Annotated in this window: 17 protein-coding genes; 3 read left to right on the forward strand and 14 right to left on the reverse strand. The window is 70.0% G+C overall.

Annotated features, from left to right (window positions below; all coding sequences use genetic code 11):
- Nucleotides 1-132 precede the first annotated feature (132 nt).
- The 10 genes from WMF45_RS05465 to WMF45_RS05510 all read right to left on the reverse strand — a co-directional run bounded on the left by WMF45_RS05465 (nucleotide 133) and on the right by WMF45_RS05510 (nucleotide 11,022).
- Entirely contained in the window at nucleotides 133-1,380 is a 1,248-nt protein-coding gene (locus WMF45_RS05465) for an aldose epimerase family protein (RefSeq protein ID WP_437715899.1), read from the reverse strand.
- Nucleotides 1,381-1,845: 465 nt separating this feature from the next.
- Nucleotides 1,846-1,977, reverse strand: coding sequence for a hypothetical protein (locus WMF45_RS05470; RefSeq protein WP_437715900.1), 132 nt, complete (start codon nucleotides 1,975-1,977; stop codon nucleotides 1,846-1,848).
- Nucleotides 1,978-1,994: 17 nt separating this feature from the next.
- Nucleotides 1,995-3,698 carry a DNRLRE domain-containing protein gene (locus tag WMF45_RS05475; RefSeq protein WP_437715901.1) on the reverse strand — a complete coding sequence of 568 codons (1,704 nt, stop codon included), beginning with the start codon at nucleotides 3,696-3,698 and terminating at the stop codon, nucleotides 1,995-1,997.
- A gap of 74 nt (nucleotides 3,699-3,772) precedes the next feature.
- Complete coding sequence (locus tag WMF45_RS05480) at nucleotides 3,773-4,411, reverse strand: hypothetical protein (RefSeq protein ID WP_437715902.1); 639 nt, start codon at nucleotides 4,409-4,411, stop codon at nucleotides 3,773-3,775.
- A 210-nt stretch (nucleotides 4,412-4,621) separates the two neighbouring features.
- Nucleotides 4,622-5,377, reverse strand: coding sequence for a sterol desaturase family protein (locus WMF45_RS05485; protein WP_437715903.1), 756 nt, complete (start codon nucleotides 5,375-5,377; stop codon nucleotides 4,622-4,624).
- Nucleotides 5,374-5,940 (reverse strand): sterol desaturase family protein, encoded by a 567-nt coding sequence (locus WMF45_RS05490; RefSeq protein WP_437715904.1) that lies wholly within the window; start codon nucleotides 5,938-5,940, stop codon nucleotides 5,374-5,376. Before WMF45_RS05490 ends, WMF45_RS05485 begins: the two co-directional genes overlap by 4 nt.
- A 12-nt stretch (nucleotides 5,941-5,952) precedes the next feature.
- Nucleotides 5,953-6,549, reverse strand: a complete 597-nt coding sequence (locus WMF45_RS05495; protein ID WP_437715905.1) for a hypothetical protein — start codon at nucleotides 6,547-6,549, stop codon at nucleotides 5,953-5,955.
- A gap of 159 nt (nucleotides 6,550-6,708) precedes the next feature.
- Entirely contained in the window at nucleotides 6,709-8,238 is a 1,530-nt protein-coding gene (locus WMF45_RS05500) for a hypothetical protein (protein WP_437715906.1), read from the reverse strand.
- A gap of 37 nt (nucleotides 8,239-8,275) precedes the next feature.
- Nucleotides 8,276-9,895, reverse strand: a complete 1,620-nt coding sequence (locus WMF45_RS05505; protein WP_437715907.1) for a hypothetical protein — start codon at nucleotides 9,893-9,895, stop codon at nucleotides 8,276-8,278.
- Nucleotides 9,896-9,909: 14 nt separating this feature from the next.
- Entirely contained in the window at nucleotides 9,910-11,022 is a 1,113-nt protein-coding gene (locus tag WMF45_RS05510) for a hypothetical protein (protein ID WP_437715908.1), read from the reverse strand.
- Between the two features lie 226 nt (nucleotides 11,023-11,248).
- Between WMF45_RS05510 and WMF45_RS05515 the strand changes: the two genes are divergently transcribed.
- Nucleotides 11,249-12,337 carry an RNA polymerase sigma factor gene (locus tag WMF45_RS05515; RefSeq protein ID WP_437715909.1) on the forward strand — a complete coding sequence of 363 codons (1,089 nt, stop codon included), beginning with the start codon at nucleotides 11,249-11,251 and terminating at the stop codon, nucleotides 12,335-12,337.
- 613 nt (nucleotides 12,338-12,950) lie between these two features.
- On the opposite strand, the gene WMF45_RS05520 is transcribed toward WMF45_RS05515, so the two are convergent.
- A complete protein-coding gene (locus WMF45_RS05520; RefSeq protein ID WP_437715910.1) occupies nucleotides 12,951-13,079 on the reverse strand; it encodes a hypothetical protein in 129 nt (42 codons plus the stop codon).
- Between the two features lie 281 nt (nucleotides 13,080-13,360).
- Here WMF45_RS05520 and WMF45_RS05525 point away from each other — a divergent pair, with 281 nt between their 5' ends.
- Complete coding sequence (locus WMF45_RS05525) at nucleotides 13,361-13,993, forward strand: RNA polymerase sigma factor (protein ID WP_437715911.1); 633 nt, start codon at nucleotides 13,361-13,363, stop codon at nucleotides 13,991-13,993.
- Nucleotides 13,994-14,173: 180 nt separating this feature from the next.
- Here the strand turns inward: WMF45_RS05525 and WMF45_RS05530 are convergent, their stop codons facing one another.
- Both WMF45_RS05530 and WMF45_RS05535 read right to left on the reverse strand, forming a co-directional pair.
- On the reverse strand, nucleotides 14,174-15,088 hold the full coding sequence (locus WMF45_RS05530) for a hypothetical protein (RefSeq protein WP_437715912.1): 915 nt from the start codon (nucleotides 15,086-15,088) through the stop codon (nucleotides 14,174-14,176).
- The gene (locus WMF45_RS05535) at nucleotides 15,061-16,038 is read right to left on the reverse strand and encodes a ferritin-like domain-containing protein (protein WP_437715913.1); all 978 of its coding nucleotides are present in this window, start codon (nucleotides 16,036-16,038) and stop codon (nucleotides 15,061-15,063) included. Before WMF45_RS05535 ends, WMF45_RS05530 begins: the two co-directional genes overlap by 28 nt.
- Before the next feature lie 510 nt (nucleotides 16,039-16,548).
- On the opposite strand from WMF45_RS05535, the gene WMF45_RS05540 reads away from it, so the two are divergent.
- The gene (locus tag WMF45_RS05540; protein WP_437715914.1) at nucleotides 16,549-16,908 is read left to right on the forward strand and encodes a DUF2325 domain-containing protein; all 360 of its coding nucleotides are present in this window, start codon (nucleotides 16,549-16,551) and stop codon (nucleotides 16,906-16,908) included.
- A gap of 62 nt (nucleotides 16,909-16,970) precedes the next feature.
- Here the strand turns inward: WMF45_RS05540 and WMF45_RS05545 are convergent, their stop codons facing one another.
- Entirely contained in the window at nucleotides 16,971-19,139 is a 2,169-nt protein-coding gene (locus WMF45_RS05545; protein ID WP_437715915.1) for a caspase family protein, read from the reverse strand.
- Nucleotides 19,140-19,154 lie beyond the last annotated feature (15 nt).

Here is a 19,154-nt window from a genome sequence, read left to right on the forward strand (position 1 = left end):
CGCCCGCCATGGGCGTGTGCGGCACCGACGTCGGGCCGTGGCGCTCGCGCGCCGACGGCGGACGTAAAGCCAATTGTGACGTTCGTGTGAGCGCGCAGGCGCCGCGAGGCAGCGCGGGTGACCGCCGACGAGCTACTCGGTGGTGAACCGGAAGACGGCCGTCTGCGCGTAGCGCTGGCCGGGCTTGAGGATGACCTCGTTCTTCCAGGCCGGGACGTTGATCGAGTTCGGGAACCTCTGCGGCTCGAGGCACAAGCCGCTGTACTGGTTGTACACCGCGCCGCCCTTGCCCTTGATCGACCCGTCGAGGTAGTTGCCGGTGTAGAACTGGATCCCCGGCTGATCGGCCTCGATCGTCAGCACCCGACCGGTCTTCGGATCCTTGACCCGAGCCGCCTCGCGGAGCTTGTGCGGGTCGCCGCTGACGACCATGTTGTGGTCGAATCCGACCGGCTTGCCGCCCACCGCTTCCAGGTCCTTGCCGATCGGCTTGGCGGTGGTGAAATCGAGCGGCGTCCCCTTCACCGGCTTGATCTGGCCCGAGGGGACGCCGGTGGCGTCCGGCGGGGTGTAGCTGTCGGCGTGCAGCGTCAGCTCCTGGTCGGCGACGGAGCCCGAGCCGTGCCCTCCCAGGTTGAAGTAGCCGTGGTGGGCCATGTTGACGATCGTGGTCTTGTCGGTCGTGGCCGACATCTCGACCCGGAGCTCGTTCTTGTTGGTGAGCGTGTAGGTCGTGGTCGCGTTGACCGTGCCGGGGTATCCTTCTTCCCCGTCCTTCGATACGTACGTGAGCTTGATGGACGGGCCGTCCGGCGTCTCGGTCGCTTCCGCGTCCCAGACGACCTTGTCCCAGCCTTTCTTGCCGCCGTGCAGCGTGTGGGCGCCGTTGTTCGCGGAGAGCTTGTAGGTCTTGCCATCGAGCTGGAACTGCGCGTTCTTGATGCGATTGGCCACGCGGCCGACCGTCGCCCCGAAGTACGGGCTGCTCTTCAGGTACCCGTCGAGGTTGTCGTGGCCGAGGACGATGTCGCCCATCTTCCCTGTCTTGTCGGGGACGTGGAGCTCGGTCACCGTCGCGCCGTAGGTCATCACCTTGGCGACCAGGCCGTTCGCGTTCGTGAGCGTGTAGAGGATCACCTCTTTGCCATCGGCGTTGCCGAAGGGCGCCTTGGAGACGGAAGCGGGCTTTGCATTCACGGCTTCACCACCAGGTGGCTCGGACTTGGCGGCCGGGGCCGCTGGAGGGGCTTCCGCCGTGGGGGCCGCCGCCGGCGCAGGCGGCGCTGCCGCAGGGGGCGTGTCGACGGCCTGCGCGCCGCCGCACGCGCCGGCGAGGCACGCCGTCATCGTCAATCCGAACCACGATCTCGTCCTACCCATCGCCATGCTGTTCCCTCCGCCAGGATTGTCTCACCTGGATCGGCTCCACCTGAGCGAGCCAGCGCGGGCGAGCCCCCGCGATCTCGCCATGTCTTGTTCACGACACCCGAGCGGAGCCGGTGCAGAGATCGATCCCCATACCGAGGACCAAGAGTCCGGTGCGCACGACGACTACCCGGGACAAAGCGGAAGGACGCCCTTGAGATGAAATTGTGAGCGTTCACATTCCCCGTGTCAACTCAAATGAACCGGCGCGAGGTGAGTCTCGATCCCGAAATTGGAATCCACATCGAACAATACCGTGGACCTGCGCCCGCCCTCTTGACGCGCCGCTCCGGAGGAGACTTGTCAGCCATCCGATGTCGAGCCTGGTCGGTCTCCACGCTGTGCCTCACGATGGCGCTCGCGCCGGTCCCGGCGTGCGCGTCGTCTTCCTCGACCACCGCGCCGTCGGCCGAGCATCACTCAAGCGAGCGGGCTCGCGAGCGGTGTCAGCGGGGTCTTGTTGCCCAGGTGCGTGCTCATGCGTGCGCCGGCGCGGATCGCGTCGCGAATGCAGCTGGCCGAAGCCGCGGTGTGGCCGGTGGCGACGACCACTCCCGCCTTCGCCCCGTTTACTGGACCTGGATCGTGAACTCGTCCGCGAGGCGGCCGTTCACGTCCTTGAAGTACGCCGTCGCGCGCTTCGGATCCCCGCCGACGTGGAAGCGGATGAACAGGGCGCCATAGGCGGCGGTGCCCGACATGACCACGTTGTTCTTCTTCCACTTGTTGCCGGCGTAGTACGACGCCCACCACGTGTCGTCGTCGTGGCTGGCCGCGTCATAGTCGCGGATGCCGACGCCGGCGAGGCCGGAGACGAACACGAAGTTGCGGCTCGGGCCGAGCTCCACGAGGTCGTAGGCGCCTGTCTTGCCGTGGCCGGTCGCGGCGTTGCCGACGTCGGTCAGGGTCAGCGTGCGCGAGTAGGAGTGCTCATGGCCGGTCGAGACGATCGCGCCGGCGTTCATGCACTCCTGGTACGCGCTCCAGCCGACCTCGTTGCCCTTGGTGCCGACCTGCATGTCGTTCTGGTTCTTGTGCCAGTTGCAGATGGACCAGATCGAGCTGTCGGCGGCGAGCGCGTCGCGGATGAAGTCCACCTGGTCGGCCGCGTTGGCGGCGCAGGTCGACCGGAGCTCGCTCGTGCCGACGCAGGACTGGATGATGTGCAGCCCGCGGAAGTTGCACGTCGACTTGACGCCGAGCTCGCCTGTGCAGTTCATCGACGGCACGGCCGCGTGGCGCGCCTGGATCTTGCTGGCGTAGCCGCTCGTGCCGCCCCAGGCCGCGGCGTCGTGGTTGCCGATGATCGCGAAATAAGGATAGTTCGCGCCGAGGATGCTGTTGATCCGGTTGTCCCACGCGGTCGGGTTGTTCGCGTAGTCGAAGTCACCGTTGTGGATGGTGGCCGCGGCGCCCTCGTCCTTGATCAGGTTGAGCACCGCGTCCGAGTTGCCGTTCGCGCCCTGGTCGCCGATGAAGGCGATCAGGAGATCGGGATCGGTCGGCGTGCCCGCGCCGCCGCCGGGCGCGCCATAGGTGATCGTGAGCTTGGGCCGCTGCGCCACGGTGGCGTGCTCCGAGGACGCGACGTCGATGCCATCGGTGTTCGACGCGCTCGCGATGAGGAGGCCGTCGTTGGAGGTCCCGTCGACCCACGCCTGGACGAGCGCCACGCCGGCCGCGTTCAGCGTGATCGTCCTGGCGCCGGCGCTGCCGGTGACGCTGCCCACGAGGCTTCCGCGATCGGTCGAGCCCATCGCGCCCGCGGTGGCCCACGCCGTCGAGGACGTCGCGTTGTTCCAGGTGACCTGCGACTCGTTCCACGAGCGCTTCATCTCGTGGACGCTGTACGTGTTCGCGGAGCCGTCCGTCACCTGGAGGGTGATCGACGCCGACTGGACGATGCTCCCCGCGGGGATGCCGGAGAGCGTCCATTTCAGCAGGCAAGATTTGTCCACGCCCGAGCCGTCGTCGCCGTCGGCCTCGCACGTGGTGGCTCCGCCGTAGTTCGTGGTGGCGGCGGCCTGCCGCACGGTCGCGTCCGTCGAGCCGGCGTACGACGAGCTCGGGAGCGACCCCTGCTGGAAGGAGACCGTGGTCAGCGTCTGCCGCGTCTCCAGGACCTCCTCGATGTACCCGTCATTGGCGCCGCAGGCGTGGATGACCGCGAGCGCCGGAAGGGCGGCGCAGAGGGCGCCCTTCGATCGTCTCGACCAGCTCGTCTCTCGGTGTTCGTGTGTGCCTGCGTCCTCTCGCGTGCGCGAATTCTGCATGAGTCTGTCTACCCTTTCTCCTGATCTCGAACGTAGGTGTGAGCGAGGCAGATCCCGCCGCTCGCGATGGCAGCTCAGTAGAGATCGCCGGCGCACCGGAGGGCGAAGTTGCCTGATGCGTCCTGCGTGCAGGTCGGTGCGGTGGTGCACTCCCTTTTGTCGCTGCTGCCAGCCGGCTTGACCACGTCGATCAGGCAGGCGCAGGAGGGCTCCGGCGCGCAGGCGACGGCGACCGCTTTGCAGGAGCTCTGCGGCGGCAGCCGGAACAGCTCGTCGTGTTGATCCTCGATGGTCTGGCAGTACTCGCCGTCCGATCGGCAGAAGTAGCTCCCGCAGGCGAACGTCCCCGGCGGCGCTGCGTCCGCGCACTCCTCGCCGTTGCCGACGCTCACGCCGGCCCGCGCGGCCTCACAGGCGTTGGCATAGGAGCGCCCGTCGCAGGCGCAGACGTCGCGCGGCGTGGCGGTGTCGCACGACGGGGGCCGCTCCTGGCAGACGCCGTAATTCCCCGGGACGACGCCGCCCTCTCCGCAGTCGCCTGGCGGGTAGTTGCAGTACTGATCCGCGGCGCAGAACACGCCGCCGCAGGGCCCTCGGGCCGCGCCCGCTCCGTCGTCGCCATCCCCGCACGCCGCGAAGAGCGGCAGGAGCGCGGCGAGCGCGGCGAGCGCGCCGAAGCCCACACTCGTCGTCGCGCTGGTTCTCCATTGCACTGCGCGATGCCTCACGGCACGTCGCACCTCTATGCACGTTGGAACATCCATGCCGCTCCCTCCTCTCACGTGGCCATCGGACGATGCTGGATGGCCCGTGTCGCTCGGCGGGCGGGAACGTAAAGGAGCTGGACGGGTCAGTGTGCAACAAATAGGTGTCGGCGAGCTGCGCGGCCGCCGGACCCGCCCGGTGGTTCCCGGGCGCTGACATCACCGTTCGAGACGCTCGAACGCTGATCTGGAGCGCTCATCCCGGGTCGTCGCGTCCGCGGCGCCGCCGCGGTGGTAGGTCCCGCGAACCAGATCCCAGAGCGGGAAGGTGACGTTGAAGTTCCACTGCCGCATCAACGACGGCCGGTGGTGCGCGCTGTGGTGGCGCCGGAGTCGTGCCACGACGCGGCTGCGGCCTATCCTGCTGTCCGGCGGGAGGTGGTACGAGAGATGGAGACACTCGTACAGCACCATGTACGCCATGCACGTCGCCACGAAGAGCGACGCGAGGTTCCTTTGACCGGCCGCGCTGAGCGCGAGCGCGAGCGGGAGCGTCAGCGCGAAGACACCCGCGATGCCGTAGGACGGGATCAGCACGAAGCCGAGCTCACGCGGTGTGCGGATCGCCATGTCGCGCTCGACGAACACGCGGTGGTGCACCGGCGTGTGCCGGTCGTAGAACGCCTCGAGGAAGCGCCGCCTCCGGTGAAGCAGACCCCGGTGCGCCCGCCACTCGACGGCATTGCAAAAGACGAAGAAAAGCGGAATCGCGGCGAGCTCCCAGGCCCGCAGGCCATGCAACCGCGTGAGCGAGAGCGCCGCGAGCCCACACCCGAGGCCGACCGTGCTCGCGAGGTGGAGCCAGGGAGAGTACCACCGCGGCATCGACATGACCCGGCGCCGCCGCAGCTCGGCCCGACCCGAGTCGTCGAGCGGGGCGGGGTCGGGCGAGCCATTCTGGTCAGACGCGCTCACTGGCCTGCCTCGCGCCCGGTGTCGAACGCCCTGTCCCAGAGCGCGGAGCTCACCCCGAAGCGCGCGCGCGGCGCGGCGTGGTGCCGGAGGTGATGGCGGCGCTGCGCCGGAAGAGGGTGATCCGCGTCGCTGAGCAGGTGCGCCGCGAGATGGGAGAGCTCATAAAGAAGATAGCCGGCGACGAGCCCGGCCCAGAGCGGCGCGGCGCGAGAGAGCCCCGCGGCCGCCGTGGTCGCGAAGAAGCCGGCGGAGAAGGCCCCGAGCGTGGCCGCGGGGGGTTTGACGATCGGCGCCTGGTCAGGGGCCTCGTGGTGCACCAGGTGGATTCGGGCGCCGAGGAAGGCGAGGGGGTGCTCCGCCGGCAGGTGGAAGAGGAAGCGGTGGAGCAGGTACTCGATCAAGGTCCATCCCGCGAGACCAGCCGCCCACAAGAGTGCTCCGGCGAGGGCGCCGCCTCCGCTCCACACGCCGATCCCGAGGAGGATCACCTCGGCTGCCGCGACGACGGCGAGCCGCCGCGCGTCGGCGGGGTCCCGGAACATGGCGCCACGCAGGGTCGACATGCGGTTTACCCCTCACATGAAGATGCCATCGACGAGGGTCCAGGGCTCGCGCGTCAGGACGCGCCGGGCGAAGTCGAGGAGCACCGCGTTGAAGTCGCCCCGCGGATAACGCGCGAAGCCGTCGCGCACCGAGGCGGCGTCGAGGTCGTAGCGGCGCACACCGAGGGAGTGGTCCATCCACACCGACTGCCGGAACGCCGTCGATTCAGCGCATAACGCCGGCGTCGGGCGGAGGCGATGGTTGTAGAGGAGGCACTCGTCGGCCACGCGCAGGTCGTGCGGGGAGAGCTCGAACGATTTCGCTGCGAAGGCGCGGTGGAACAGCGAGCGGCTGCGCTGCATGTAGTCTCCACCCCGCTCGTCCGGGCACAGCAGCCCGAGATCATGAATCATCGCCAGCGCGTGGAGCAGGTCGGGATCGGCCTGCTGACGGCGGCGCTCGAGGAGCAGCATCGTGAAGTGGAATACGCGAAGACAGTGGTTGCGCAGCCCGTCGCCGCGGTAGGGGGAGAGCTCCTCGAAGAGCTCCTGCGCGCGTACCCCGAGCGCTGGACGCGCTCCGAGGTGATGCGACAGCGCGGCGTCCGGCGTCGGCATGAGCTCGGCCATGATGAGATACTACCACGGAGCGCGCCGGAGCTGGCGCGCCGCTCGTCGCCCGTGTCAGGGACTCCAGCTTCGTGGCGAGTTGGCCCGTGGACTCGGAGCCCGAAGCTTCTTCGCAGCCGTCGTGGAGGTCCGTGCCGTTCTCCCAGGACGTGCGTTTGGCTATTCGGGGAAGCGAAGCGTCGGGTGGGCCTCACCGCTCGGGCCCATCGTCGTCGTGCCATCGTAATTCCAGCTGATGCCGCCTATGCCTGGCTGTCCGGTCTCGATGGTGACGTTCTCGAGCGTGAGCTGGTCCTCGTCGAGGTAGGCGACGCCGATCGAGTCGCCGCCGCGCCCCGGGCCGCCGTAGCCGCCGGGCCCCCCTTCGCCGCCAGGGCCGCCGAGACAGGAGTAGAATCCATTCCCCAGCGCTCCGCCCCGTACGCCTCTGCCGCCTCTGCCGCCTTCCTCGGGGGGCCCGCCGTCGCCGCCGTTGCCGGCATAGTCCGCCGTGATCTTGGTGTCGCGCACGGTCACCCGGGCGTGAAGCGCGAGGACGCCGATGGACGGCACTCCGTTCGCTCCGCCGCGGCCTCCTCGGCCTCCGCAACCGCCGGCCCCGCCCGAGCCTCCTCCTGGGCCTCCCTTGGAGGCCACGCCGCACAGGGCGAGCCCGCCCCGAGCACCGCCGCCGCCACCGCCGCCCTGGCCCGGCGTGCCCCAGGTCCCCTGGCCCCCCGCCTCGCCCTCCCATCCTGTCTCCGTGAGGTGCCCGATGCCCTTGCCGGGCACGCCCTGGGTCCCCGGAGCCCCCGGGCCGCCGGTGAATCCGAGCTCGCAACTGCGGTTGTCCTGCTCCCCGGTACCACCTCTTACGGGCGACGCAGGGTCGGCGGGTTCACCATCGCCTCCATCCTCCGCGCTGTCGGGCCGCCCGTCCCCTCCCTTGCCGCCAACGCTCGTGAGCCCGTTCTCGCATCGGTTCACGACCGCAGCGCCGCCGGCGACGACGGTCGCCGAGCACGCGTCCTTACCGAAGTTGCCATCCGGTCCGGCCGGTTGCTTGGTCGGCCACGTTTCGCCATCAACGCCTCCCCATCCTCCGCTGGCGGAGATCTCGCTCCGCAGGATCTCCACTGCCGTGCTCGACTGGACGAGCACGCCGATCGGTCCCCAGCTCGGGAGGTAGAGATCGGCGAGCGTCGACACCCCGTCCGCGGCCCCCCTGTCGTCTGGGGCGGCGGGCTCGACGATCACCAAGGGACCGCGGATCCCCTTGTGAGTAAACTGGCTCCACGGGAGCAGGGGGTCGCGCACCCATTTCCGGCAGTGGAAACCCCCGCGGAGATCCACGCCGGAGGGCACCCTGATCTGATCGACCACGAATCCCTCGTTGCAGACGAACACTCGCCCTCGTCCAGCGCGCGCGAGCTCGACGGCGCGCGCGACGGTGTACACCGGCTTCGCCTTCGTGCCAGGGTTCCTGTCGTCGCCGCCACCGTAGTTTCCGGCGAGGAACACGCCGCAGCCGTCGTCGAGGACGTCAGCGGCGACGTGCTCGATGCACACCGATTCCGGGGGCGATTCGTCCTCGCACGAGGTGCCTTCACAAGGTGTCACGCCAGGATCGTTCACGTCGGGCACAGTTCCGCAGCCGGTCGGCCACGGGGACAGCAGGAGGACCAAGGTCGCCGCGGTGCTTTTTTTCATGTGCGTCTCCTGACGTGCGCCGCCAGCACAGGGCGGTTCATCGAGGCGGTTCCGGGGTTGGCGCATCGAATCGGTACCAGAACGTTGTGATCCCGCCTTCCCCCTGGCCGGCGTCTACTTCCCCGACTGAATTGGCGCCGCTCCCTCCCTTGCCGGCTTGTCCGGGCAAAACCGTCGCCTTCTCCGAGAGGGCCACGGAGGCGCCCACGGAGCCGATGCCGAGCGAGTGCCCCCCGAGACCGCCGCCCGCATCGCCTCCGCGACCGCCATTGCCGCCGCCGCCACCGCGGCATGCGGGCGCCGTCTCGGTCAGACGAGCGTTTCCGCCAAGGCCTCCGGCGAAGCCGAAGCCTCCCCACTGGCCCGTTCCGCCGACCCCGCCATCGCCGCCCTTGCCCCCGAGGACCTTGCTGCCGGCCTCGACCGTGATGGCGCTCCCTTGCAACGCCACGATCGCGATGCTCGCGCCGCCGTAGTCGCCGCCCTTGCCCCCTTTGCCCCCGCAGCCGCCGCCTCCCCCCGATCCGCCGGCCGCACCGCCCTGGGGCCGACCGGGCGGACACGCGGTCATGTCGTCGCGCCCTTTGCCGCCGCCACCCCCGCCGCCGCCCTGACCGACGCCGCCCTTCTTTCCGTCCTCCCCGCGGACGCCGACCCATCCGTCGACGTCCAGGAGACCAGCGCCAGCCGCGCCAGCCGCGCGCTCTGCATCGGTGCCTTTTGCTCCCTTCTCTCCCGGCGTGCACGCCATGCTGGACGCGCCGGAGCCGCCCAGGCCACGCTCGGGCGGATTGCCGACCGGCTCAGGCAGCCCTGAAACACCATCGCCGCCCGTATCGAGACCGCCGTCGCCCCCGTAGCCACCCCTCGACTCGATGCCATCGTCGCACACGGTGACGACCGGAAGGGCGCCCGGCGCCGCGTCCGCGGTGCAGGCGTCCACGCCGTTGTTCCCCACCACGCCGGAGCTCGCGCGGAAGCTCGGCGCGTCCTCGCCCGGCTCTCCGTTCTTGCCATCGCCCGCGAGGATGTCGCTCTCCCGCACGATCGCCCTGGCCCCGGCGCTCAGGATCATCGCGATGGACGACTTGCCATCGTCCGCGGATGCATCCGCCGCCTTGACGTGCACGCCGAAGACCATCGACGTCGCGTCGCCTTCTTCTCCCGTGATCACCCGCAGCGGGATCCCCGCTGGCGGAGCGATGATCGTCGGGTGATCCGGCCCGCCGAACGACCCCTCGTACGACCAGTCGTCGCCGTCATCGCAGAGACGCCCGCCCCAGAGGTCGACCCCCGAGGGCAGCGCGACCTTCTCCTCGAACAACCCGCCGCACGCGTACACGCGCCGGGTCGGCGGCTCGCCGGGGCCTCGCCCGTGCGCGGCGAGGCCGATCGCATGTTGCAACGTCTTCACCGGCGCGCCCTTCGTACCGGTGCTGTCGTCGTCGCCCTGCTCGCTGACGAACACCCCGCATTCGTCGAGCGCCGTCGCCGTGGCAGGATCGCCCTCACAGAGAGCCTTCGGTGGTGTGAGGCAGAGGCGTTCGTCGTAGCAGCTATCGTCGTAAGTGCACCCGGAGAGGGTGCTCGCGCCGGCCGTGGAGAGGAGGCCTGCGGTGAGCAGCAGCCGCATTCGTCGCCGTTCGAGAAGAGGCATTTCGTAGCTCCTGATCACCACGCGCCGTACGCTACGAGGCCGGCGTGCGCCGGCGTGACTGTCGGCACCAGCACGAGTCGAGCTTTGGTCGGTTCAGCCTGTAGAAACGAGAAGTCCGTGAAGAACGAAGCCAGGGTCGCAGCGCCCACGACACCGCTCGTCACGACCATCGCGGTGCCGAGCCCGGCGAAGAGATCTCGCTCTTGTCGGAGACCCTTCAGCTCGGAGCACGCGGAGGGTCTCGTCGCTTCCCGACACACCCCTTGAGAGACGCCGGCAGCGTCGAGCTTCGCGTTCCGCTCGTCCAGATCTCCGTCGGCGGTCATCGCGCGAACCATGAAGACCGCACCGAGCGAGCCTGTCGCCACGGTCAACCCGATACCGGTGATGCGCAGGGGGCCAGGCCAGGATAGAGAGGTGCTGCGCGGGCGGCCCAGCACAGCGGGCGAAGAGCTCAGGGCCTGCGGTGCTTCCTTCGTTGATGCTGTCGCTGTCTCCTTGGCGCTGCTCGCCGCACTGCGGGGCAGCTGCATCGTGATCTCGTGCTCCGCGCCTGCCACGGCGAGGAACGAGTGGAGCGCGTCCTCACGGCCCGGTGCGCGGGCCCGCACCATGTGTTTGCCCGGCTCGAAGAAGCGCGTGTAGGTACGTGCAATCTCGCCGATGCGCTCGCCGTCGATGAACACCTCGGCGTCGGGCGGATCGACCCCGAGCACGAGCGTCGCGATGTGCTTCGCTGCCTCGCGCTGTCCTGCCTCGAATCGCCGCCGGAGCGCGTCCGGCAGCGTTTCGCGCTGTTCCAGGCTCCTGGAGAGGTGCTCGGCCGCGTCGCGATACCTGTGCAGCGCGACCTCGCAAAGGCCGAGCTCACCGGCGAGCTCCGCGCGCTCTCGCTCGGTGCTGGTCGCGGGGTCCGCGGCCTCGAAAGCAGCCTTGTAGGCAGCGTGCGCCTCGACCCACAGCCCGGCATAACGCGCTCTCTGACCGCGGCGAACATGGTCCTTCACCGAGGAGCTGCCGCTCGGTTTCGCCTTCGCTTGAATGTCTTCCGCGCTCGCCGAGCGCGTGAGGCCTGTCGTGATCCCGAGCGCAAGAAAGATCGAGAGCGAATGCGCGATGCAACGCATCCAGTCACGGTAGTGATGCGGTCCGCTTGGCGTCAACCGACAGAAATCGCCAGATTTTGGTCCGTTTTGGTGAGAATTTTCGGTCGGTTGATTGAATGCGTCCAACCGACCGCCAGGTCTGACTGAATGTGGTCTAATATGCTACGTTGCTCACATTGTCCGACCAAAGTTGCTCGTCGGATCATTTTTTTGAAGCCTTTCGACCCGCTCAAGTGTGCTGCATACCGTGGACAAGCCAGCGACCGTCTCCCCCGGCTTCGAGCTCTTCCGGCGCCTCGCGCGGCGCCACGGGGTGCCGGCGCGAAACGCCGAGGATGTCGCCCAGGAAGCGCTGCTGCGGGGGCTGGAGGCTGACAAGCGGCTCGACCCGGGGGGAGACCCGGCCCCGTACCGCGTCACGATCGCCGTCAACCAGGCGCGCAACCACGTCCGTGACGCCCGCTGCCGCGGCGAGGTGCTGACGTCGTTCGATGAGTGCGAGATCCGAGACGAGTGCCCCACCCCGGAAGAGCTGCTCCGGAGACGGCAGCAGGAAGAGTTCACGCGGCAGCTGATAGACCAGCTCGATCCGAAGTACCGGGAGCTCGTGATCAAGCACGATCTCCAGGAGGTCCCGCTCGCCGAGATCGCCGCCGAGCAGGGACTCCCGCTCGCAACGGTGAAGACGCGACACTGGCGGGCGCACAAGGAGCTCCGGGTGCAGCGGGAGCGGTGGCAGGCGCAGGAGCACTCGCAGGGAAGGGACGATCGCGCCTTCCTGTCGCTCGCGCTGGGGTTCCGCCGCAACGCGTCGTGGGTGACCTCGCTGCGCCATCTGGGCGTGAGGATCTTCGTTCAGTGCGCGCTCGTCCTGCTGACCGGCGCGATCGTCTCCGCTGTGCCGCCGTTGGCCGACCTGGAATCGTGGCTCGAGGCGGCGGCGGTGCGCGTCCCTGTCCCCCCGCCCGCAGCGCAGGACGCCGCGACGTCCCCCGCGCGAGGCGGCGCGCACGGCGCCGCGGCGCCCGCCGCGCCGATCGCGGACGAGATCTCATCGCTCAGGGATCAAGGAAGCGCACGCGCGCAGGCGGCGGCGAGCAGCTCGCCCGCTCCCTCAACCAGGACCAAAGTCCGGCCCGCGCCTCCGGCGAGGGCCGTTCGACCGACCGTCAGCGAGCACGAGAGGAGCCTGATCGACCAGGCCCGGAGGGCTGTCGAGGCCGGCAACGCCATGGCCGACGTCGAGGCGCTCCAGCTGCTGAACGCCCACGCGCGGGAGTTCCCCGATGGGCTGCTCGCCGCCGAGCGCGAGGCGCTTCTCCGACAGCTGCGCTGAGCCCTCGGCAGTCCTCTGACAGCAAGCAGGCGGTGACGCTCGTGATGTCTTCGGACAGCACAGGGCTTCGATCTGCCTTGTTCCCGACAAGAACGGTCACGTCCAGGAAACGAGACGCGATGACTACGATGGAGGATGTGCTCAGTGCGATGTGGCTCATTTCGCCGCTCGGGCTCGCGATGATAGCCTGCGTCGCGATCGGCTTCGCGGTCACCGCGCGTGAAGCGCTGGGACGCGAGCGTGGGCTCCGCGAGGCGCGCGAGCACGCGCATGATGACGAAGAGGCAGCCCTCGCCGATGCGAGGGATCAGGCTGCAGGGGAGCGGGACCGATTCCGGCGCCTGCTGGACTGCCACGTCGATGCGGCGCTCGCAGAGCTGACAAACGTCCGCGCACGCCCCATTCCCGGGCCAGGCAGGGTCCTCGAGTCGTTCTGCGCGACGAATCCTTCGTGGAGGAGAAAGCTGGCCGAGAGCACGGGGCTATCGCCGAGGGAGGTGGAGCAGTTGCTGAGGAACGAGCTTCCTATGACCCCTGGCCTTGCCCGGCAGCTGGAGACCTTCACAGGCACGCCCGCTCGGTACTGGGAGCGCCTGTGGCGGCTGCACGACGACTACCGGACGGACGCAGAGGAGACCGTGGTGATCCAGGTCGGCGAGCCCATCACCAGGCGCGAGAGCTCGGCGCGTCCCGCGTCGGCATCGTCACCGGCGCCGACCTCGGTGCCGCCGCCTCCGCCCACGACGCCTCCTCGCGCGCTCGACGTTCCTCCGGCCGTCGTTCCGTCTCCCGAGCTCGCGGCCAGGAGCCCGCGGGCGAAGCTCCCACCGCCACCGCTGCCGCGGCTCCGGTCGCCACTCCCTGTCCGCGCAGCCACAGGGGCGGAGCTGGCCGGTCGCGCTGGGACGTTAACGAGCTCTCCGCTACAGCGTGATGAAGGGGGCGCGAGCTCCTCCGACGCGTCGGATTGGGAGGAAGCAGAGCGCTCTCCGCTGAACACGACACTTCCGGGAGTAGGGAGCCATGGGTGAGCGCCGCCGTGCCTCGGATGCGGTGGACGTGGCCATGCGCCCCGAGGTGCGCGTTGCATTCGATGCCATCGTGCAGCAAAGTTCGATGATCAGGGACCGGCTGCGCCGGCTCCAGGTTCCAGAGTGCGATCGCGACGATGTGATGCAGGATATCCTGCTCTCCGTATGGAGGACAGTTGAGGCAGGAAGGGTCCCTGCGCGCGAGCACCTGTCGATGAAGCGGGCGACAAGACGCTGGCTGGATGTGGTCGTGTGGCACCATACGACGCACTACAGGGAGTTCCAGAATCGGTGGGAGAAAGGCCGCAATTCGTATGCGCATTCGGCGATCGATGACCCTATGCCGTCGCCGTCCGGGCGCGTGGAGGCGCGGCTCAGCCTCCGCAACCTGGAGCGGATCGATCGCGCGCTGCGCGACGTCGTGGTGGACTTCGCTCTGGGGCTCACCGCGGAGGAGATTGCGGCCGACCTTGGTCAGAACCCCAGCACGATCCAGGAGCATCTGGCGCGCGGAAGAGAGCAACTCCGGAGGGCGCTGCGCATGAACGATGCCCCGACGCTGCCCGCCATCAGGAGCATGTTGGCGAGCATGCCGCCGCTTCGGGAGCCGAGCCGTGAGGGCTGACGTCTTGCTTTGGTAGCGGACGCCTTGTTGCCGAGCCGACTACGTGAGGGCCCGAAGATCCGGCTCTGTGGTGGTCGTCGTCGACCTGGATCTCGGCGCGCGGCGAGGCGACGGTTCACCTCGGCGATCGCAGGGCGCCGCTGCCGCAGTCGCGCTCGCCGCCCGATCGGACGGCCTCGGTCACTCCAGATCTGGCCGCGCGCTGCCCATGCCGATGGCCCACGCCATCGTGTAGCGCGCGTTGATCTCGCACCGCGGGTTCCAGCGCAGCGCGCCGCGCTCGTCCTCCCAGCGGAAGGCGTCGATCCCGAACGGCCCGAAATAGCCCGCGCCGGCGAGCGCCTGCCCCGCCTCGAGCGCGGCCTCGACGAGCCCCCGGCGCTCGCCGTCGCCGAGGTCGCCCTCGCCGGCCAGGGCGGCCCCGAGGTACGCCCCGTTCGCGTCGCAGCGCTGGACACACGGGTCGCCGAGGCGCACCGCGCCGCCGCGGGCGACGTGCCCGTGCAGCGAGAAGTCACCGCGGCGCTCGACCCACGGTTCGACCTGCAGGCCGCTGTCCGGCGACGCGGGATCGAGCGACGCGGCGGCCCAGGGCCGCGCGTCGGGCGGCAGCGCCCCTCGGGCGACCCGGCGCCGGCCGCGCCCGGCGAACCCGAACGGCCGCTTGAGCAGCCAGTGGCCCGTCGGCGTGGGCTCCGCGATCGCGGCCTCGAGCTCGGCCAGGGAGGCGACGTAGCGCGCGCCGGGCAGCGTCTGGCCGAGGTCCGCGCAGAACCTCCGGTGGTTGACGCGCCGGAGCACCTCGAGCGGCGGCGCCTCCGCGAGCGCGACGCCGGCGCGGCCGAGGAGGCGAAGGGCGCGGGGCGTGGGGCACCACGCGCGGCCGACGAGCGGCGTTCCGGGCGGCGCCGGCGGCACGAGGGGCGAGGGGAGCTCGGGGCTGAGCACGACGTCGCCGGGGCGCAGCAGGGCCGAGACGCGGCCGGCGAGCTCGGGAGCCCGGCCGGCGACCGCGGCGCGAGGGGTGTACCCCGCGGGGCGCGCCAGCTCCTCGTCGGCGTCGAAGTTCAGGATCCAGGCGCTCGCTCGGTCCATGAGGCCAGCGCGTCGAGGAACGGCTCGGAGAGGCCGGTGCGGCTGCGGTCGCGGCGGTTCATCGGCTCGCCCCGCATCAGCAGCGGCGAGAGGGGCGGCGGGATGTGGCGCACCCAGGCCTCGAAATCGCTCGCACCGGGCGGCGGCGCGACGTCGTCCGGCCCGCGCGGCGCAGCTTCACCCGCGGCGGCCGGATTGCCTGCGGCAGACGTGGAAGGCGCCGCCTGGCCAGCGCTCCCGCTCGCCTGCGTGAAGCGGCGGAACCAGCGGACCCCGAAGCGCACGTGCGGGATCTCCTCCGCGCAGACCCGCTCCGTGAGCGCGGCGCCCTCGACGTCGCCGATGGCGCGGAAGCGCTCGGCGAAGCGCGCCGTGTGGTCGAGGTTGCCCCCCTCGAGGCCCATGCCCATCACGGCCACGAACTGCGCGGGCGACGCGGCGGCGGGCACCCGCGTCCAGAACCAGTCGCGCACCGGGAAGTCACCGAAGCGGTGGCCGATCGCGGCAAGGTACGCGGCGTAGAGCCGCATGTGGCGCGCCTCGTCGAGCGCGATCCGGACGAGGCCGCCGCGGAAGGCGCGCGGCGTCTCGGGGAAGGCGAGCAGCGCCCAGGCCATGAGCTCCGCCGCCTGGAGCTCGTGGTGCAGGAACGCGTGGAAGAGCTGCGCGCGGCGCGCCGGGTTGCGCAGCGCCTCGGGCCCCGGGCTCTTCTGCGCGCGCTCCGAGATGCGCAGCGCGGCGGGCCGCCCAGGTCGCTCGAGGCGCCGCGGCGGGGCCTGCGCGGCGCCCGACATCGACAGCGTGGCATCCGACTCCCAGAGGGAGGGCACGGGCGGCGGAGACAGCTTGTGCTCGAGGTCGGTCGAGAGGACGTAATCCCAGGCCCAGCGCTCGACGGTGCCGGGCGGCGGCGGAGGCGGGTCGCTGGGCGGCGTGGCGGGAGACATCATGGCACGGCGGGGCAGGGGGGACGCCGCTCCCTACCACAGCTCGACGTCGCCGGCGGAACGCCGTGGCATCCGCCGGGAGAGCGCCCCCATGGAGGCGTCAAATAGGGACTATCGTTGAATTTTATTCCGGCCTTCCCGCCTTCGTGGCCGCATCCGGCACGCCCTTACCGGGCGCACCCCTGCCGCGGGCGGCGGGGACGGCGTGTCGGGCTATCTCGGTGCCGGTGGGTTTGGCTTCCGCACCGAGGGGTCGTCGTCGCGGCGCTCTCGGGGCTTTGGCGGGACGCTCGCGGTAGCGCCTGCGATCCGCATCCTCGCCCGGGCCGCGCGCGCCGGCGGGAACTGCCGCGAGGGGGAGAATATTCCCCGATCCTCGCGGCTACCGCCCCGCAGCGTCGGGTCCTCGCGCTCGCGATGTCACGATGACAGAGGCCTCGGTGACTCGACGACATTTTGCCGGGGAATAGGCCGGATCCGCGACATTTGCGCGGAAATGGCCGCTGGAGCAGCGTGGCTTACGCCTTGCTCCAGGGAGATCGCATGAAGGCGGAGCGGCGTTCCCAGGCGGTCGACAGGAAGCGCGAGGAGCAGACGGTGCTGGTCATCGGGGGCAGCGGCGGCATGTCGAGCCGCTACCGCGATGTGGTCGAGAAGCACGGCTGGTCGCTGCGCCATTACGAGAACCGCGTGCCGCCGGGCGCGCGCCACGGCGTGGGGAGGATCGCGCTCATCGTGATCATGGTGACGATGGTCTCACACGCGCTGCGCGATCAGATGCAGAGCCTCGCGGCGGACGGCGCCCCCGTCGTGTACCTGCGCAGCGCCTCCGTCTCGGCGCTTCGGGCCGCGATCGAGCAGCGCGCTGCCTGAGGAGAGGAGCCGCGCGTCGCCGCAGCGCGTCGCGTGGCACGTCGGATACGCCCCGTCGAGGCTCACGTCCGTCGCGTCTCGACGCGGAACTGCCTTGTGGTCCATCCGTCACCCGGCGCGGATCTGGGGCGCACGGCGCGCTGCGTGTTCTCCTCCGCGTCGAGCGCCTCGCGCAGCCGGAAGAGCGCGTCGTTCGCGGCTGCGTCCCTCGTGGTCAGCGAACGGGTCACGGGGTTGTCGAGCGCCGTGTGCAGGAGCCACCAGAAATCGGTATCGCCGAGGGTCGCGAAGATCTTGAGGACGTCGAGCGACGAGCCACGTCCCTGGGAAAGGAAGAACTGCAACGCGAAGCGGGCCTCCGTCCTCGCATCCACGGTGGAATACCGCCGCGTGGGGATCATGCGCCCCTCCGGCGGCGGTGGTTCGAGGGCGCGGATCCCCCAGTCATCGCCGAGATCGATGACGGCAATGTTGACCGGGCTGTTGCTCTCGTTCACGACGTGGACGAACACCCAGGCATCGGGCCTGATGACGTACGCATCGCCGTCGGGCCTTATCACGGTCCCACCCTCGGCTGGCGTGCGCTCCGACCACCCCGGCGGCGGGGCGAGGAGCTCGACGCGGAGATCGTCCCTGAGCCCCGAGACCGGCTCGGCGACCTCCAGGATGGTCTGGTACCGGAGGAGATGGAGCAGCCGATCGACGACGATCGTGGCGGCGCCCGGTGCGCCGATCGCCACCGTCCCCACGTTGGGAATGGGCTTTCCCGACGGGTCCCAGAGCTCGTAGCGACGATCCTTGGTGAGAGCGACCTGGTAGTGCGGTGTCCCGCCGGCGAGGAGCTCGAGGAACCCTCGCCCTCTCGCCTTGATCTCCGCTCCCACGGCGCCGAGCGCCTGATCCTGGTCGATCTCGGGCGGCAGGTCGTCCCGGTGAAAGAGATTGACCGCGCGCCGCAGCTCGATGGATCCCGCGTCCTCGAGAAGCGCGGGGGCGCCCAGCGCGACGGAATCGATCGCGGCGCCCTCCTCCAGCGACGCCCAGCTCTCCACGGCCATCATCCTGTCGACGATGGCCGCGCCCACGCGCAGGTTGGGCTGCGTGAAGTCCGTCGTCCCCGGGGAGAAAATCCCGAACTTCGCGCCCGCGTGGGTCCCCGTCGCCAGACCTGCGCTCAGCTTCACCCTCCGGTTCGGAGCGTCGATATCATTGACCATCACGGTGCTCACGACCGGCCGCAGCTCGGCCCCGAAGACCTGGCGCTCCCCTTGACCCAGGAGCTGAGGGGTCTGCGACGAATACTTGCTGTGCACGCTCGCAAGCACGCGCTCGTAGAGCGCCTTCCATGTCTGGTCTTTGCCGAGCCCTTCCAGCGCATCGAGGAAGGCCGCGGTCATCACGCCAGTCGACCCGCCGCCGTCCAACCGCACCTCCAGCGCGGTTTCCACGTCGCGGCACGCCGCAAGGAGCACGTAGTCCCTGGCCTCGGGGAGCCAGGTGGTGGCGGTCGCGGCGCGCCGGCCGGCGCCCGTCGCTTCGAGCCGCTTCCACGCGGCGTACAGCTCATCGTCGGAGACCACGCCGTCCGCCGGGCGCTCCGCGGTGTCGAGCGTGGGATCGGTGCCTTCGCGGGCGCCTGTCGCGCACCGCGGCGCGATGTTGACCCCACGCGTCGCGCCACCGGAGTGGCAGCTGTCGAGCACGACGGTCACGGTCGCCTGCCTGTTCCTCGTGAGCGCGTCGAGGTAATAGGCGATGTCGAGATCGCGCACGTAACGCGAGCCGTCACCGATGTCCGTCGGCACGAGCGTCTCGTCGAACCCATCGGGCTTCAGGCTGGTGAACTTCGTGGGCACGCGGCCGCCATGGCCGGAGTAGTGGAGGTACACGTGGTCGCCCGGCTGGGTACGGGCGAGCAGCCCATCCAGCGCAGCCTTCATGTTCTTGTACGTAGGCCAGACGCTCTCCGGCCCACCGGGCGCCTCGTCCCCGACGTTCGGCGCCAGGAGCGTCGTGATATCGTGCGGCAGGGTGATCCGGGCGCGCAGGGCCTTCTCGATGCGATCGACGTCGCTCACGCAACCACGGAGCGGCACGTACGTCGCGCCATTCGGGAGCGAGTTCGGGAAATAGAAGTCGATGCCGACGAGCAGCGCCCGGAACGTCGGCATCACCCCCCGCGGTCCGCTGAAGCCCTTGTCGTCGGATTCGGAGCTGGGTCGGTCGTTCATGAGGCTCCTCGAATG

The sequence above is a fragment of the Sorangium sp. So ce448 genome (assembly GCF_051520915.1).
Lineage (GTDB): Bacteria > Myxococcota_A > Polyangia > Polyangiales > Polyangiaceae > Sorangium > Sorangium cellulosum_B.